The 17,502-nt window shown below is 42.8% G+C and carries 14 protein-coding genes and 1 tRNA gene; 11 read left to right on the forward strand and 4 right to left on the reverse strand.

Annotated features, from left to right (window positions below):
* Positions 1 to 349 precede the first annotated feature (349 nt).
* The 6 genes from ACRRSW_RS09520 (at position 350) to ACRRSW_RS09545 (ending at position 6,986) form a co-directional block, all read left to right on the forward strand.
* Entirely contained in the window at positions 350 to 1,093 is a 744-nt protein-coding gene (locus tag ACRRSW_RS09520; RefSeq protein ID WP_432453444.1) for a YebC/PmpR family DNA-binding transcriptional regulator, read from the forward strand.
* Between the two features lie 6 nt (positions 1,094 to 1,099).
* Positions 1,100 to 1,621 (forward strand): crossover junction endodeoxyribonuclease RuvC, encoded by a 522-nt coding sequence (gene ruvC / locus ACRRSW_RS09525; protein WP_432453443.1) that lies wholly within the window; start codon positions 1,100 to 1,102, stop codon positions 1,619 to 1,621.
* Between the two features lie 124 nt (positions 1,622 to 1,745).
* Entirely contained in the window at positions 1,746 to 4,094 is a 2,349-nt protein-coding gene (gene lon / locus ACRRSW_RS09530; RefSeq protein ID WP_432453442.1) for an endopeptidase La, read from the forward strand.
* A 212-nt stretch (positions 4,095 to 4,306) separates the two neighbouring features.
* Complete coding sequence (hupB, locus tag ACRRSW_RS09535) at positions 4,307 to 4,579, forward strand: nucleoid-associated protein HU-beta (protein ID WP_432453441.1); 273 nt, start codon at positions 4,307 to 4,309, stop codon at positions 4,577 to 4,579.
* An 88-nt stretch (positions 4,580 to 4,667) separates the two neighbouring features.
* The gene (gene ppiD / locus ACRRSW_RS09540) at positions 4,668 to 6,557 is read left to right on the forward strand and encodes a peptidylprolyl isomerase (RefSeq protein WP_432459206.1); all 1,890 of its coding nucleotides are present in this window, start codon (positions 4,668 to 4,670) and stop codon (positions 6,555 to 6,557) included.
* Positions 6,558 to 6,623: 66 nt separating this feature from the next.
* Positions 6,624 to 6,986 carry a hypothetical protein gene (locus ACRRSW_RS09545; RefSeq protein WP_432453439.1) on the forward strand — a complete coding sequence of 121 codons (363 nt, stop codon included), beginning with the start codon at positions 6,624 to 6,626 and terminating at the stop codon, positions 6,984 to 6,986.
* A 122-nt stretch (positions 6,987 to 7,108) separates the two neighbouring features.
* Here ACRRSW_RS09545 and fabV read toward each other — a convergent pair whose 3' ends face one another.
* The 4 genes from fabV to ACRRSW_RS09565 form a co-directional block, all read right to left on the reverse strand.
* Complete coding sequence (gene fabV, locus ACRRSW_RS09550; RefSeq protein WP_432453438.1) at positions 7,109 to 8,314, reverse strand: enoyl-ACP reductase FabV; 1,206 nt, start codon at positions 8,312 to 8,314, stop codon at positions 7,109 to 7,111.
* Between the two features lie 498 nt (positions 8,315 to 8,812).
* Positions 8,813 to 8,889: transfer RNA gene (locus tag ACRRSW_RS09555), tRNA-Pro, on the reverse strand.
* Between the two features lie 87 nt (positions 8,890 to 8,976).
* Complete coding sequence (locus ACRRSW_RS09560) at positions 8,977 to 10,791, reverse strand: DUF3413 domain-containing protein (protein WP_432459207.1); 1,815 nt, start codon at positions 10,789 to 10,791, stop codon at positions 8,977 to 8,979.
* A gap of 28 nt (positions 10,792 to 10,819) precedes the next feature.
* On the reverse strand, positions 10,820 to 11,038 hold the full coding sequence (locus tag ACRRSW_RS09565; protein WP_432453436.1) for a DUF1414 domain-containing protein: 219 nt from the start codon (positions 11,036 to 11,038) through the stop codon (positions 10,820 to 10,822).
* Between the two features lie 74 nt (positions 11,039 to 11,112).
* Here ACRRSW_RS09565 and yejK point away from each other — a divergent pair, with 74 nt between their 5' ends.
* The 5 genes from yejK (at position 11,113) to ACRRSW_RS09590 (ending at position 17,429) form a co-directional block, all read left to right on the forward strand.
* A complete protein-coding gene (gene yejK / locus ACRRSW_RS09570) occupies positions 11,113 to 12,117 on the forward strand; it encodes a nucleoid-associated protein YejK (protein WP_432459208.1) in 1,005 nt (334 codons plus the stop codon).
* Positions 12,118 to 12,400: 283 nt separating this feature from the next.
* Positions 12,401 to 13,582: a maltose/maltodextrin ABC transporter substrate-binding protein MalE gene (gene malE, locus ACRRSW_RS09575; RefSeq protein WP_432459209.1), complete on the forward strand. Its 1,182-nt coding sequence runs from the start codon at positions 12,401 to 12,403 to the stop codon at positions 13,580 to 13,582.
* Positions 13,583 to 13,668: 86 nt separating this feature from the next.
* On the forward strand, positions 13,669 to 15,300 hold the full coding sequence (gene malF, locus ACRRSW_RS09580; RefSeq protein ID WP_432453433.1) for a maltose ABC transporter permease MalF: 1,632 nt from the start codon (positions 13,669 to 13,671) through the stop codon (positions 15,298 to 15,300).
* A gap of 12 nt (positions 15,301 to 15,312) precedes the next feature.
* Positions 15,313 to 16,203: a maltose ABC transporter permease MalG gene (malG, locus tag ACRRSW_RS09585; RefSeq protein WP_432453432.1), complete on the forward strand. Its 891-nt coding sequence runs from the start codon at positions 15,313 to 15,315 to the stop codon at positions 16,201 to 16,203.
* An 89-nt stretch (positions 16,204 to 16,292) separates the two neighbouring features.
* Positions 16,293 to 17,429: an ABC transporter ATP-binding protein gene (locus ACRRSW_RS09590; RefSeq protein ID WP_432453431.1), complete on the forward strand. Its 1,137-nt coding sequence runs from the start codon at positions 16,293 to 16,295 to the stop codon at positions 17,427 to 17,429.
* The last annotated feature ends 73 nt before the right edge of the window (positions 17,430 to 17,502 follow it).

A 17,502-nucleotide genomic window follows, 5' to 3' on the forward strand; every position in this document is an offset into this window, starting at 1 on the left:
ATCAGCTCGTTAACTTTAGTGATAAATAGTTGTTTATGGCTCACAAATGAACAGTAGAACCGAGACTATCAAAGGTTATTTATCGATGGGTATCAAAAATAATAATAATAATAGAGTTACTATATTAACTATCTAGTCAGTATTTGACTTGGTGCAAGATGTAAAGTCAATGCTACGACTAGGATTAAGATCCATGTTATGTAAAGATTGCTTTGCTCTTGCAGCCTATTATCACCTTAATTATCAGTATGATAAGGCGCTTTAAGTTCGATGGAGAGGAAGATAATGCTAGGCTTGTCGCGTTTATCGAGTTTATCATTGCAATGTATATTACTTTATAGGGATAACGATGGCCGGTCATAGTAAATGGGCAAATATAAAACACCGCAAAGCTGCTCAAGATGCTAAACGCGGGAAAATTTTTACAAAATTTATTCGAGAACTTACGGTCGCAGCCAGAGAAGGGGGCTCCGATCCCGATGCGAACCCTCGATTAAGAGCCGCAATTGATAAAGCGCTATCTAATAATATGACTCGGGACACTGTGAATCGGGCGGTACAACGTGGAGCTGGTGAGCTTGATGGACAACAACTGGAAACGGTTATCTATGAAGGTTATGGGCCAGGAGGTACTGCGGTCCTAGTGGAAACGATGACCGATAATCGAAATCGTACTGTATCAAGTGTGAGACATGCTTTTAGTAAGAGTGGTGGGAACTTAGGTACTGACGGAAGTGTTGCATATTTATTCGAGAAAAAAGGTATTATTTGTTTTACGGCAGGCAGCGACGAAGAACGGATTATTGAGGTCGCGTTAGACAGTGGTGCGGAAGATATTCAGAGTCACGATGACGGAAGCATTGACGTTATCACTTCCCCCAATGAGTTTGGGACAGTGAAAGATGCGTTCGATGCGATTGGATTTATCGCAGAAAATGCCGAAGTGACAATGATCGCTTCTGTTCAAGCTGAATTAGATGCGACCACCGCGCCTAAACTATTACGTTTAATTGACATGTTAGAAGACGACGACGATGTTCAAGAGGTTTATCATAATGGGGATATTTCTGATGATGTTGCGGCACAGTTATAAGTTATTGTGAGTATAATTTTAGGCATCGATCCAGGCTCTCGGATTACGGGTTATGGTTTAGTTCAGCAAGTTCATGGGAAAATAACTTACTTGGGCAGTGGTTGTATTCGTATTAAAGCGGAGGCATTACCATTACGATTAAAGCAAATTCATGCGGGTGTGAGCGAAATAATTGAACAATTCACTCCTGACGAGTTTGCGATTGAACAAGTATTTATGGCCAAAAATGCCGATTCGGCATTGAAGCTTGGTCAAGCGCGAGGGGCTGCAATTGTTGCAGCAGTTTCTCGTGACATCCCAGTATCGGAATACTCGGCTCGGCAAATCAAGCAAGCCGTAGTGGGTACTGGTGCGGCAGATAAATCACAGGTTCAACATATGGTAACCCAGCTATTAAGTTTGTCGGCTAGCCCTCAAGCCGATGCAGCAGATGCTTTGGCAGTCGCTTTGTGTCATTGTCATACTCGGCAAAGTTTAATTAGTATGGCTGGTAAAGTAACTGGTACTGTTCGGCGCCGTTTACGGTAAGTGATTGATTAAAAAAGCAGCGGCCTGCAGTTTTTTTGTTAAAAATACTCCAGGTCGAATTGAAACACGAAAAATTGACCCAATATAGCTGATAGAGTCTATTAGCTAAGGTAAAGAGGACGACATGACCTTAGAGCGTTCAGAACGATTTGAAATTCCTGTATTGCCGCTACGTGATGTAGTGGTATATCCACACATGGTTATTCCACTATTTGTTGGTCGTGAAAAGTCTATTCGTTGCTTAGAAAGCGCGATGAACCAAGACAAACAAGTCTTATTAGTGGCGCAAAAAGATGCAAGCAATGATAATCCACAAGTGGAAGATTTATACACTGTAGGCACGGTGGCTAATATTCTGCAGCTCTTAAAACTGCCTGACGGCACTGTAAAAGTGTTGGTTGAAGGTAGCCAACGGGCTAAGTTAGAAGAAATTATTCAGGAAGACGAGTACTATGTGGCCTCTGCTGAGTATGTTGTCTCTGTGCTGCCTGATGAGAAAGAGCAAGAAGTTATGGTTCGTTCAGCGATTAGCCAATTTGAAGGTTACATCAAGCTGAACAAAAAAATTCCACCTGAAGTATTAACCTCAGTCTCTGGAATTGATGACGCTGCACGTCTAGCGGATACCATGGCTGCGCATATGCCGTTGAAGCTTGAAGATAAGCAATCAGTATTGGAGCTCTCTAGTATCCCCGAGCGACTCGAATATTTGATGGCCATGATGGAGTCAGAGATTGATTTGTTGCAGGTTGAGAAAAAAATTCGAGGCCGTGTTAAGAAGCAAATGGAAAAGAGCCAGCGCGAATATTATTTGAATGAGCAAATGAAGGCGATTCAAAAAGAGCTGGGTGAATCTGAAGATGGTCAAGATGAATTTGAACAGCTTTCTTTGCGGATTGACGAAGCTCGCATGCCCAAGGAAGCCAAAGAAAAAACTTTGGCCGAATTAAATAAGTTGAAAATGATGTCGCCCATGTCAGCTGAAGCGACCGTGGTGCGTGGTTATGTTGATTGGATGCTCAGTGTTCCTTGGGTAAAACGCTCCAAAGTTAAACGTGATTTAGCCAAAGCTGAGGAAGTACTGAATCAAGACCACTATGGTTTAGAAAAAGTTAAAGAGCGCATTTTGGAATACTTGGCGGTGCAAAGCCGAGTGAACAAATTGAAAGGACCCATTTTATGCTTAGTGGGGCCTCCTGGCGTAGGTAAGACCTCCTTAGGCCAATCGATTGCTAAGTCCACCGGGCGTAAGTACGTTCGTATGGCTTTAGGCGGCGTTCGCGATGAAGCCGAAATTCGTGGGCATCGTAGAACTTATATTGGTTCTATGCCGGGTAAGTTGATTCAAAAAATGTCGAAGGTTGCGGTGAAAAACCCACTCTTCTTGTTGGATGAAATCGACAAAATGGCCTCTGATATGCGTGGCGATCCTGCTTCTGCGCTACTCGAAGTTCTCGATCCGGAGCAAAATAATAGTTTTAACGATCACTATCTAGAAGTTGACTACGACCTTTCTGATGTCATGTTTGTGGCAACTTCAAACTCAATGAATATTCCGGGTCCTTTGCTCGATCGAATGGAAGTGATTCGGCTATCGGGTTATACCGAGGATGAAAAGCTTAATATTGCCAAACAGCACCTCATTAGTAAGCAAATTAAGCGTAATGGTTTGAAAGAGCATGAGATCGTCATTGACGATAGTGCCATTATTGGCATTATCCGTTATTACACCCGAGAAGCTGGGGTTCGTAACTTAGAACGCGAGATTTCTAAGTTATGCCGTAAAGCGGTAAAAGAAATTTTGTTGGATAAATCGATCAAGAAAGTCGAAATTAGCCAAAAGAATCTCAGTCAGTATTTAGGTGTGCAACGCTGCGATTATGGTAAAGCCGATGAGAATAACCGTGTGGGTATGGTCACAGGCCTTGCATGGACTGAAGTTGGTGGGGATCTACTTACCATAGAAACCGCCTCTGTTCCGGGTAAAGGTAAGTTAACTTATACCGGTTCCTTGGGTGACGTGATGCAGGAGTCAATTCAAGCTGCGATGACAGTGGTTCGTTCGAGAGCCGATAAGTGGCGGATCAATAGTGATTTTTATGAGAAACGCGATATCCATGTGCATGTTCCTGAAGGTGCAACACCAAAGGATGGACCAAGTGCGGGTGTCGCAATGTGTACTGCTTTGGTGTCTAGTTTAACGGGAAATCCAGTGAAAGCCGAAGTTGCGATGACTGGCGAAATTACCTTACGCGGAGAAGTATTGCCGATTGGTGGTTTAAAAGAGAAACTGTTGGCAGCTCACCGTGGTGGAATTAAAACGGTGCTTATTCCAAAGGAAAATGAAAGAGATCTGGAAGAAATACCACAAAATGTCATTGGAGACTTAAAAATCATCCCAGTGCGTTGGATTGAGCAGGTGTTAGAAGCTGCTTTAGAGCAAAATCCTGAAGCCTTTGAGGTAAAAGCTTGAGTCAATGCAAATAAACGCAATTCAATCGTAAAATAATTCTTGCCAGCCTTGTTTAAGGGCTATAGCCTAAGGCTGGCATATAAGCTGTTATGATAAATTAATAGTATATAAATTAACTAACTGTAGACTGACTAGCCTGGTTCTGAGCCGCAAACAATAGGGAACTTTTCCCGCGGTAAAATGAAAAGGAATAACAACAAGGGGAACCCATTGTGAATAAAGCTCAACTCGTAGACAAAATCGCTGAAGGTGCAGATATTTCTAAGGCCGCTGCCGGTCGTGCTCTTGATTCTTTTATCGAAGCTATTTCTGATTCGTTGAAAGAAGGCGATAATGTTGCCTTAGTAGGTTTTGGTACTTTTCAAGTGAAAGAACGTTCGGCTCGTACTGGCCGTAACCCACAAACCGGTGCAGAAATTCAAATTGCCGCTGCTAACGTACCTTCGTTTAAAGCCGGCAAAGCGTTGAAAGACGCAGTAAACTAATTGTCAGCTGTAGATTGATTTGCGGTCTGTCAAAGGCGCATCCTACGATGCGCTTTTTCATTATTTATGTGGTAAAGAGTAACTAAGCATGTTGGAAAAGCTCCGTGAAGGAAGCCAAGGTCCGGTAGCCAAGATCATCCTCGGTCTGGTCATTTTATCTTTTGCACTGGCTGGTGTTGGTAGTTATATTGCGAGTCCAAGCGAACAATTAGCAGCAACCGTGAATGGCGAATCAATTAGTCGTGCCGAATTTGATAAAGCCTATCAAAATGAACGGGCGCGATTAGAAAATCAATTTGGTGACGCCTTTAATCAATTAGCCGCTGACCCAAGCTATATGGCCCAATTTAGAAATAACGTGTTAGACCGTATGGTGTCAGAACGTTTACTTGATCAAGCCGCTGAACAGTATGGACTCAGAATCAGTGATGCACAGCTTAAGTCGCAAATTCTCAAAATGCCAGAGTTCCAAGTTGACGGGCGTTTTGATAATGACCGCTATTTAGCGGTACTTTCTCGAGCACATTTTCAGCCGAGTCAATTTCGCGATATGATGCGTAATGACTTGACTCGTCAACAGTTGCAAAACGCTTTATTAGGCAGTGAGTTTGCGTTACCGAGTGAAGCAGAGCTACTGGCGAAGTTAAATCAACAAACTCGTGATGTTCGCTATGTGACGATCCCAACTGCAAATTTCGTTGCGGCAGAGAAGCCTTCAAGCGAAGATTTAAAGGCTTATTATCAAGCACATAAAGATAGCTTCAAAACAGAAGAGTCGGTTGATGTTGAGTATATTTTAGTTGATGCTGATGAATTGGCTAAAACTATCGCAGTAAGTCCTGAGGAAATAGATCAATTCTATAAGGCAAATAGTCAAACTTATACTCAGCCAGAAAAGCGTAAAGTTGCCCATATTTTGGTTAATTTTGGTGACGACGAAGCCGCTGCGCTAACAAAAGCAGAACAGTTATTAGCCAAACTCAATCAAGGTGAAGATTTTGCGGCCTTAGCTGCAGAGTCATCCGACGATAGCTTTAGTGGTGAAAAAGGCGGTGAGCTTGATTGGTTCGAAAGTGGAGTGATGGACCCAGCATTTGATGAGGCCGCCTTCGCGCTTGCACAGAAAGGCGATGTGAGTCCAATTGTTAAATCCGCTTTTGGTTACCATTTAATTAAGTTGCTTGATGTACAAACTGCACAAGTGAAGCCGCTCGACCAAGTGAGTGAGCAAATCAGCCAACAATTACGACATGAAAAGGCACAAACAGCGTTTTATGAACAAGCGCAAAAAGTGGCTGAGCTGTCTTTTGAAGTTCCTGATTCTTTAGTTGAAGTGGCTAGCGAGACAGGCCTTAAGCTTGAAACGGTTAAGGGTTTAAGTCGTACTAATGCAAATGCAGTTTTAGGGCAAGCGCAGGTGATAAGTAAGCTATTCGACCCAGAATTTATTGCTGAAGGTTTAAATAGTGATGTTATTCAACTGGCGGATAATAGCTCTGTAGTGGTTCGTGTTACTGGACACTCGGCGGCGATCGTGAAACCTTTCGAAGTCGTTGAATCGCAAATTGCCAGTAATTTAACCCAATCTAGAGCGACTCAAGCAGCCCAAGCATATGCAGACAAGTTGATTGCTGCGCTAAAATCTGGTGAAGGCTTAGATGATTTGCTTTATCAGCAACACTTACAGTTTACGACTAAGAGTAAATTGACTCGGGATAGCCAAGAGTTAGAGCCGCAAGTTATTCGGCATTTATTTATGATGGCTAAACCGTTAGCGCAGAAAGTTGCCGGGCGAATAAGCACAATGAATGGTGATCAGCTAGTATTACAGCTTACCGCTGTCAATGAGGTGGAAACCGTAGAAAGCACAGAGACTCAGCGTTGGTTACAACAGCTGGCCAGCATTAAAACAGAAGCGAGTTACCAAACCTTGATTGACTTATTAAAGAGTAAAGCAGAGATTAAAACTTTGCTGTAAACCTTATGTTGAGTTAACAAGCGAATAGAAGGGCGGTTTCGCCCTTTTTATTTATCGGAGACGTTGGTGAAAAAATCCTTAGTATTAATTTCGGCTTTGGTGGTTATCGCCCTAGGGGTGTTAGCATTTTTGTATTTTTCTTATCCAGAGTTAGTTGGAGCAAAGCGAAGAGTGACGATTAATCCTTTAATCGGAACTTGGGAATCTGAGCAGGCATTTTATGGCAAGAAAGATCGCTTGGTATTTGATCAAATAGGACAGCTAAAGTCTGGGAGTCGGGTCGCCACTCAATACGAAATCAAAGGTGAACGCGTGATCGTCACTTCGGCAGACAAAGTGGTAGAGTATAAAATCGCAAAAGACGGTTTATATCTTGATGCTTATTTACCGAGAGCGGGTCGAGTGAGATATAACAAGGTGAATAAATAACATAAATTGAACTCGGGATAATCAATCGCTTGATGACGTTGGTATTACTCTTTCTATATTCCGAATTCTGTTTAAAGTGAAAGAATAAAGAGCCGCTCAATTGTTGGGCGGCTCTTTTGTCATTAGGCGACTTCAATCACGTTGAAAGGAACCAAGGTATTGACGTCTGCTTCATAGTCAATTCCGGCAATACCAAAACCAAATAGTTTCAAAAACTCGGCTTTATAGTAGTCGTAATCCGTATGTTGACGCAGGTTTTCGGTGGTGATTTGTGGCCATAAATCAACACAAGCTTGTTGAATATCTTCGGCTAACTCCCAATCATCAAGACGTAAGCGATTGCTCTCATCAAGCTCTGGAGCATTGCCGTCTGTACGATAGAGGCGTTGACTAAACATCCGATAGATTTGTTCCATACAGCCTTCATGAACGCCTTTTTGTTTCATGATCTTAAACACCATTGAGATGTAAAGTGGCATCACAGGGATCGCTGAGCTAGCTTGAGTCACGACACTCTTCAGTACCGCAACGTTGGCGCTGCCATCACGTGTGGCTAATTTTTCATTTAAAGATACGGCGGCACGATCTAAATCCATTTTGGCTTTACCCAAAGCGCCATCCCAGTAAATTGGCCAAGTTAATGCGGTGCCAATATAACTATAGGCAACGGTTTTACAGCCTTGGGCGAGTACGCCCGCTTCATCCAGCGCTTTAATCCAAAGCTCCCAGTCTTCGCCACCCATTACCGTGATTGTATCTGCGATCTCTTGTTCTGTCGCAGGCTCAACACTGGTTTCAATAATGGTATCTTTATTGGTATCTACGGCGGTTGCGCTGTAGGTTTCACCAATAGGTTTTAGGCTGGAGCGTATTAGTTCTCCGGTATCTGGGAGCTTCCTTACTGGAGACGCTAAGGAATAAACTACTAAGTCAATTTGTCCTAGATCTTGCTTAATCAAGTCAACAGCTGCCTGCTTGGCTTGATGTGAGAAGGCATCACCATTAATGCTTTTGGCATATAAACCAGCTTCGTGAGCTTTTTGATCGAAGGCCGCAGCATTATACCAACCAGCAGTTCCTGGTTTCTTTTCTGTTGCTGCTTTCTCAAAGAAAACACCAATGGTTGCGGCGCCATTGCCGAAGGCCGCTGCGATACGTGAAGATAAACCATAACCGCTGGATGACCCGACAACCAATACTCTTTTTGGCCCATTTTTTATTGGGCCTTGCTGTTTGGTGTAGTCAATTTGCTCTTGGACATTGGCAGCACAACCAAGCGGATGGGTGGTTGTACAAATAAAACCACGGATCTTAGGTTTGATAATCATATTCGTTCCTTAAAGTCACCCAAAGAGGGGGAAGTAGTTTGTTTCATCACTATTTTTTATGCGCCGATTTTAGCACGTTTGTTTATAAAGTGGCATGGCAGCGGGCTGATCAGAGCAGTTGCCTAAAATATTCTGAAGAAAGGTAGATTTGGTTTATTTAAGGTGCTCTTACTGATTATTACAATGCGTCACGCTGGCTTATTGAGTACCAATTACGCGCGTGTACTATCGTCTATTATTATGACATTTATGACTTTAAACTTTGGGTTGGTAGGTAATAGAATTTCTCAATTTATATATTTTGATTTTACTCATGGCAGCGGGTCGTTTTGCAGCTACGCATACAAAGATATGAGTGGTGGACTTATAGCCGCTATTGGTGAGTTCAAGCAAACTTAAAACGATGGCCGACGATTCATAGGCAAAGGGCTTAAACAGCCGAAGATAATAGCCTTTGAAAAGCGAAAGCCCGTCGCGATTAGGCGACGGGCTTTAATGTGGTCGGTACGAGAGGATTTGAACCTCCGACCCCTGACACCCCATGACAGTGCGCTACCAAGCTGCGCTACGTACCGATTTGAGCTGTGAATTTACTTAGGTATCGGTCCGCTGTCAATACACGGCCTACTAATTTGTGTTCGATTGCTCAGTGAATAGGCAAATTAGGGCTGTGGCTGATAAAAACGTTTTAAATCGTTCAATACTTGTACCAACATCGGGACTGAAACAGGGGCATTACTGGGCTCTAGTTCCCGATTAAATACCCGATAACTTCCGGATTTATTAAACAAGGTAATTTGATTTTGTTGAACAACGGCTTGTTGTTCCTGGTTGCCAATTAATATCCAATCACGCTTGCGTTTTTTGAAGATATTTTGCCCACTGCTATAGCCATTTGGGTTTGAGTTTACGCCGAGCAAACCTTCTAATAGGGTGGGTGCTAGATCGTTATGACTGGTATCACCATGTTGTAGCGTTGGTGTTTGCTTGGGCCAAGATATAAATAACGGAACTTGCGTTTGATAGCGGCTAAAGTTGCTACCATTGCCCCAGTAGTTGCTGTTGTTATCGCCTAATTCGTTACCATAATCAGAGGTGAAGATGAGTATGGTTTTCTCTAGTTGGTCACTTTGGCTTAGTTGTTCATAAACTTTTGCAAGTTGTCGATCGAGCTGCTGGGCTGCTTGTTGATAGCCGCTACGTAATGAGTCGGGGGTGACGACTTGGATGGCGTCACCGTTACCATTATCAAACGCAGCAACGCCATTTAAATAAAGAAAGTTAAACCAAGGTAATTGGGAGAACTTGCTTTGCTGCCAGATTAACCATTTTTGAATCGCTTGTTTATCGCCTTTCGCCCCGCTTGGCCATTCGGTCATATCGAGGTTTTTAACACCGGCGAAGCTGGTTCCGGCGAGTTCAGGGTGGTTTACTCCACGGCTACTGAAGAGCTCGATTTGGTAGTTATGTGCTTGCAGTGCGGATATGAGTACTGGGCTTTGATGTTGCTTGATAATATTAGACCAATAGCTGCTTGGGATGCCATAGAACAAGCTGAATAAACCTTCTTGTGCTCGATTACCACCGCTATAGTGACTAAAAAACTGACTAGAACGTTTGGCTTGTTTCCAGCTGTTGGGCATTGTTTGTTGATTGAGGGCGTCCCAGCGTAGGCCTTCTACGACAATCAGCATCACATTGTAGTGTTGTGCCGTAGGTGCATATTTCAGTGAAGAGATAGGGTAGCGTAATCCGCCTAGCTTTGCTGTCTCGCGTTTATTGACTTGTTGGTAATATGCATCAACATCGAAAATCCCTTGTTCTTGTAAAAAACTACGAGCAGTGAGTGGGTAGAACAATGGGTAGTTGTTTTTTTGTTGAGTAATCGAGCGATAATCGGTTGCGTCTGCCCAAGCGTGCACCAGATGAGTAAGCAAAAAACAAATAAATAGTAATACGGCGATAGGTACGCCTAAATGGGCATGCTCTAAACGTCGTAAATATTTCCAACAGAGTCGGGCCAGCCATAACTCTAGCAAGAAGATGAACGGTACCGCGACAAATAGTAAGTTAAGGGTGTTTGCTTGGCTATTTTGCTCTTTATCGACTAAGAGTTCCAGTAAGACTGGATTAAGATGAAGATTAAAGGAGGCGAATACCTCGGTATCAACAATCAGTAGACTAACCCCTAAAGTGGCAAAGAGCGCGCCAACAAAACGAAGGGTGCGATTGCTGGGGAATACAAAACTGAGGGGGAATAGGGTCACCAAAAAAAGTACAAAGCCAATAAATGAAAATTGGCCCAACCAACTGATCAGTAAATAACTCTGGCCTAAAAATGTCTCTGGCGCTGCGGCCAACACTAAATAACGTAAGCCTACAATTAATGAAAGAATGATATTAGACAAACAAAACCAATGTCCCCAGCTGATTAACTGTGACACCTTGTCTCGGTACTGCTTTGAGTTATTTACCATTGATTGTTCTTAAGTCCTTCAGGGTAGCCTATGATTCACTGATTGAACTTTTCAGTGCTTTTGAGAAACCTTCGGCAAGAGTCTTCCTTTGCTCTGGAGCAACACGTTGATTAATCAGGCAAGTCGTTGCATTACCTAACACCATTAATGCTAAATCGGTGGTTACATTATGGTTGTTGACTACTTTGAGTACATCATTTAGTAATTGTTCCACTTGCTCTGTGGAATATTTTGAAACTATTGCCATTTCTTCTCTGCAAAATTAACGATAAAGACGCGTATAATACCCCACCTTGTCAGTAAACACTAACAGCAAAAACTATGAGTATTTCATTAAAACATCTTATTTTACATTCATTAGAATTGGCAGCCGACGGCCAAATCGCCTTACAGGCCCGCAGCGAAGAAATGCTGCATAGCGAGCAGGCGCTCAGTCTCATTGAGAGCTTACACTTGAACTTTAGTGGCCGTGCAGCCAAAGGCTTTGGCTACTACCCGCCAGAAAACACCAGTACCTTTAAAGAGAAGCTCGATCTGTTATTGAGTCGCGAGTTGGATTTTCATCGGTTTAGTGTTGATAGCGGCTCAGTACTGGTTGAAGAACTCAAAAAATATGAGTTTATAGAGCAGGGGGTTTTGTTACTGGCTCATTATGAACATGTCGCTGGCGAGTATTTATTAATTATGTTGCTCGAAAATAAAACTTCACCGGCGGTTGATGAGAGTCTAGAGCTGACCGCGAGTCGTTATTTGGAAACCAGTTCAATTCAATTAGCAGCCCGGATCGATATTACCGATATGCAGCGTAACGCTGAATCGAGACGTTATGTTTCTTATGTGAAAGGTCGGGCTGGGCGTAAAATTGCAGATTTTTTTGTTGAGTTTCTTGGTTGTGATGATGGTCTTGATGTGAAGTTGCAAAATACCGTATTGATGCAAGCGGTCGATGATTATTGCCAAGCGACGCAGTTAGATAAAGAAGAGAAACAAGCTTATAAAGCTGAAGTGAAAAGTTATTGTGAGCAGCAGCTTAAAGATGGTGAAGAAATCGTTGTGGGTGAACTTGCTAAGGCCTTACCGACCGACGATGAGAATGTCGATTTTTATCAGTTTGCGGCCGAAAACTATCCTTTGGAAGAGCAATTTCCAGCAGACCGCAGCACTTTGAAAAAACTTGCTAAGTGTTTTGGTCAAGGGAAAGGCGTTTCTATTAGCTTTGAGCAAAAGCTGTTAGGAGAGCGGGTATTTTATGATGAGGCGAGCGATACTTTGACAATTGTTGGTATCCCGCCTAATTTGAGAGAACAACTTAAAAATAACAATTAAGTCAGTAGCTATGTTTGAAAAGGTTGTCAGTTTCATTGTTGTTGTAAAATTACCACATGCAAAGGTTTTCAAGTGCTAATGTAGTTAATTTTGTTGTTTTATTACCAACTTATTGAGATTGGATTGCCTTTAAGGCCCCGTCTTTCCTTGCTTTTTCGTTATGTAGTATAGTTTCAAAATTGCGAGCTGAGTCATGTGAGTTTCAGTTCTGTTGAGCTAGAATCAAGTTCAGCAAGTTACTCTTGCGACTACAATAATCATAACGACAGTTAAGGAAAGGCTAATGAAAAAGACAATTCTTGCATCTGCTATTGCGGTTGCTTCTTTGGGCATGGTATCGAATGCTTTTGCTGCAATTGAGGAAGGTCAGCTCACTATTTGGATTAATGGTGATAAAGGCTATAACGGCTTAGCAGAAGTAGGCAAACGCTTTGAAGCCGATACCGGCATTAAAGTGAGTGTTGCTCACCCAGACGACGCCCCTGGTAAATTTCAACAGGCTGCTTCAACTGGTTCAGGCCCAGATATCTTCTTATGGCCACATGACCGTTTCGGCGATTGGGTTGATGCCGGTCTATTAGCAGAACTGAAACCGAGCGCCGAGAAAAAAGCGGCTATAGAGGACTTTGCTTGGAATGCGGTCACGATTAATGGCAAAGTTTATGGTTACCCTATCTCGATTGAATCAATTGGTCTTATTTATAATAAAGATTTAGTACCGACTCCCCCAAAAACTTGGGAAGAAATTCCAGCTTTAGATGCTCAGCTACAAAAAGATGGTAAACACGCTATTTTATGGGATTACAACAACACTTATTTTTCATGGCCGATATTGGCAGCCAATGGTGGCTACATCTTCAAATTTGAGAATGGTGCTTACGACGTAAAAGATACCGGTGTAGCGAATGCTGGCGCGAAAATGGGCGCGAAAGTGATTAAAGACCTGATCGATGGTGGTCAAATGCCGAAGGGAGCTGATTACGGGGTGATGGATTCAGCCTTCAATAAAGGCGAAGTGGCGATGATGATTAATGGTCCCTGGGCTTGGGATAACCTCGATAAAAGTGGCATTAATTACGGTGTAACTTACATCCCAACGGTTAATGGACAAAAAGCTAAGCCAATGGTTGGTGTATTGGCTGGTGCAATTAACGCGGCCTCACCCAATGCTGATTTAGCGGTAGAGTTTTTAGAAAACTATCTGGTCACCAACGAAGGTTTGAAAACGGTAAACGATGATGTGCCGTTAGGTGCTGTTGCTCTTAAATCATTTATGAAACAGTTAGCGGGTGATCCTCGTATTGCAGCGACCTTTGCGAATGCTGAGGATGGCGAGCCAATGCCTAATGTTGCGGCCATGGGTAAATTTTGGTCGGCGATGGCAACATCTCTCACCAACATTACCAGCGGTCGTCAGCCGATTGATAAAGCATTAGACGCCGCTGCGCGTCGTATAGCGAAATAATACGGTCATATTATTTCGATTAGGGGGAGGGGCTTGGTCTACCCTCCTCTTGTTAATTTCGGTCTAACTCAAAGGTTGTACATAAGATGGGTCATTCTGCGTCTCCAGGTTTTATGCAGGGCAAGTATGCTTGGCTAAAACTGCTACTGGTTTCAGCGATTGTGTTGCTCAACGGCTACGCAATTGTGCTGATGTATGCAGGTGGTGAGTATGCATTTGCATTGCTCACCCTTGTTGTTGTTTCTACTGGTGTGTATGTTTTTGTGAATAAAAAAATGTATGCACATCGCTATATTTTCCCCGGCATTGCCGGCATGGTTGTGTTTATTATTTTCCCTTTGGCCTATACCATTGGTATTGCGTTTACCAATTACAGCGGAACAAATTTGTTATCGTTGGAGCGGGTAGAACAATTACATACACAGAAAATATATATGGCGAAAGGTGGCTCGTTTGGCTTTCAATTGCATCGAGCTGAGGATGGGAAGTATATTCTTGCGCTGAAGCAAGATGAAGTGATGTTTATTACACGTCCCATTGACGCTATTTCTAATGCGGACATTAAGGCTAAAAAGCTTAGTTTGGAAACGTCACGACTTAAATTGAAAGTTGTTGATAGTTTGCCAAATTCTCCCGTAACCCCAATTAAGGACATTATTACTCATCGGCAGTTTTTAGGTAGTTTAATTCTTGTGACTCCGAATGGTGATGAGTTAGTGATGAATGGCTTGCGTAAATTTTCTGCGATGAAGCCTTTATACTCTCGTTTACAAGACGGCGTGGTACTGAAAGATAGTGGTGTTATTCTGCCTGGCCCTTCGATCTTACGGAATAACCAGACGGGTCAACTGATGTTGCCGAATATGGAGACTGGTTATTTTCAGTATATTGATGGTGATGGTGAGTTCGTTGGTGAGCGTTTAGCCCCTGGTTTTACTGTGAAAGTGGGTTGGAAGAATTTTGATCGAGTGATGACCGATAAGGGGATTAAAGAACCTTTTATTGAGATCTTTATTTGGACGGTTATTTTTGCGGCCGCTTCCGTTGCCTTCACTCTTGCGATCGGTATGGTTCTCGCCTGCCTCATTCAATGGGAAGAGCTCAAAGGTCGAGCGATTTATCGCGTGGTGCTCATTCTGCCTTATGCTATCCCTGCATTTATCTCTATCTTGGTGTTTAAAGGTTTATTTAATCAAAACTTTGGGGAAATAAACGGCATTTTGGAATCTTTGTTTGGCATCAAGCCGGATTGGTTCACCGATCCCCTTATGGCCAAGTCGATGATTCTGATCGTGAATACCTGGCTAGGCTACCCATACATGATGATCTTATGTTTAGGGATGCTTAAGTCTATTCCTGAAGATCTTTATGAAGCCTCTGCAATGGATGGTGCAGGCCCTATCAGTAATTTTTTAAATATTACTGTGCCGCTGCTGATGAAACCATTGACGCCTTTGTTAGTCGCTTCATTTGCCTTTAACTTTAATAACTTCGTGTTGATTCAGTTACTCACCAATGGTGGGCCCGATATTATCGGTGCCTCAACCCCAGCGGGTACCACCGATTTACTTGTAAGTTATACCTACCGCATTGCCTTCCAAGGCGATGGTGGACAAGACTATGGACTTGCCAGTGCGATTGCTACCCTGATCTTCTTGGTGGTTGGCGCGTTAGCCTTAGTCAATTTGAAATTAACAAAAGCTGATAAAACGGCATAAGGAGGAGTTGTTATGGCAATGGTTCAAGCTAAGTCTTTGAAGTATAGAAAACTAGCAACTCACGTTAGCTTATGTTTATTTCTATGTTTAATAATTTTTCCATTATTGATGGTCATCACTATTTCTTTCCGTACTGGTAACTTTGCTGTTGGAGAGTTGATTCCGTCAAATCCCACGCTCGATCACTGGCGTTTGGCTTTAGGTATTTCGGTGTTAAATCCGGATGGTTCAACCACGCCACCACCATTTCCGGTACTGATTTGGTTATGGAACTCGATTAAAGTTGCGGGCATTTCAGCATTACTGATTGTAGCCCTATCGACGACCAGTGCTTATGCCTTTGCGCGGATGCGCTTTAAAGGCAAGGCAACCATTTTAAATGGGATGTTGATCTTTCAAATGTTCCCCTCGGTATTGGCCTTGGTCGCGATTTATGCCTTGTTCAATAAGATTGGTGAGTATGTTCCATGGTTAGGTTTAAATACTCACGGTGGTTTGATATTGGCTTATCTTGGGGGGATTGCACTACACGTCTGGACGATTAAAGGTTACTTCGAAACCATCGACCCGGCCTTAGAGGAATCTGCAGCAATTGATGGCGCAACACCTTGGCAGGCATTTAGGTTGGTCTTGTTGCCGCTGTCTGTGCCAATTTTAGCGGTCGTGTTTATCCTTGCATTTATCGGTGTGATTACCGAAGTGCCTATGGCTTCTGTATTGATGCAAGATGTCGATAAGCTCACCCTTGCTGTTGGTGCTCAGCAATACTTATACCCGCAAAACTACTTATGGGGTGATTTCGCCGCAGCGGCAGTATTGTCAGGTTTCCCTATTACCTTGGTATTCCTCATGGCGCAACGATGGTTGGTTGGAGGTTTAACTGCGGGTGGTGTGAAAGGTTAAATTATTTGGGCGTAGTTGCAGGTGTAACGACGCAATACAAAATCGATTGATGAATAAAGCAAAGCGCTTTATTCAGTTTGGAGCTGATAATGGCTGATGTAATTTTAAACAATGTACGTAAAAACTATGATCCGAGTATTCACCAAGACACTTTGCGTGACATTAACTTAGATATCAAAGATGGTGAGTTTGTGGTGTTTGTGGGTCCGTCAGGTTGTGGCAAATCAACTTTATTACGAATGATTGCCGGACTTGAAGATATCACTAGCGGCGAGTTAAAGATTGGCGGCAACTATATGAACGACGTACCGCCAGTAGAACGTAATGTTGGTATGGTGTTCCAGTCTTATGCTTTATACCCACATATGGATTTACGTGAGAATATGTCTTTCGGTCTGAAATTGAAGAAAGTCGATAAGGCGATTATTGAAAAACGTGTCTCTAATGCCTCAGATATCTTGGGCTTAGACCCTTTACTTGACCGTAAACCTAAAGAATTAAGTGGTGGTCAACGCCAACGTGTTGCTATTGGTCGTTGTATTGTCCAACAGCCAGGAGTGTTCCTATTTGATGAGCCTTTGTCAAACTTAGATGCAGCGCTTCGAGTGAAAATGCGCATCGAGATAGCGAAGTTACACAAAGAACTTCAATCTACCATTATTTACGTGACTCATGATCAAGTGGAAGCGATGACGTTAGCGGATAAGATTGTGGTCCTTAGCCCTCTAGAGCCAAATGCGTCCAGTAATTTGGAGCAATATGGTTCGCCATTAGAGCTATATCATAATCCGACCAATAAATTTGTTGCTGGCTTTATTGGTTCACCTAAAATGAATTTTATCGAAGGTAAGCTGATTGAAGTCGGTGAGCAAGAAAGCAAAATAAAATTGGTGACAGGTGACATCATTAGTGCTGCAATTGACACCACCCGAGCTAAAATGGGCGATACGGTTGAGTTAGGTTGTCGTCCCGAGCACTTGGTAGAAGATACCCATGCTCATGCAGAGAACTTCATTACAGGTACGGTTGTAGTTGCCGAGCATTTAGGTTCCGAGTCTTACGTTTATATGGACGTGAAAGGCTTTGATTTCACCTTTAAAGCACGTAGCGAATTTCCATCTAACAATGGTGATGATCTTCGTGTTGGCTTGCCAACTAAAGCATGTTACTTGTTTGATAGTAAAGGCAATGCGTTCCCACGTACTGCTAAGTACAACAAAGACTAGAAGTTGACCAGTAATAGCAAAGCGGCCCTTCGGTCGCTTTTTTTATAAGCGTTTAATTTATAGTCAATCTAAC

This window comes from Agarivorans sp. QJM3NY_25 (assembly GCF_050870875.2).
Lineage (GTDB): Bacteria > Pseudomonadota > Gammaproteobacteria > Enterobacterales > Celerinatantimonadaceae > Agarivorans.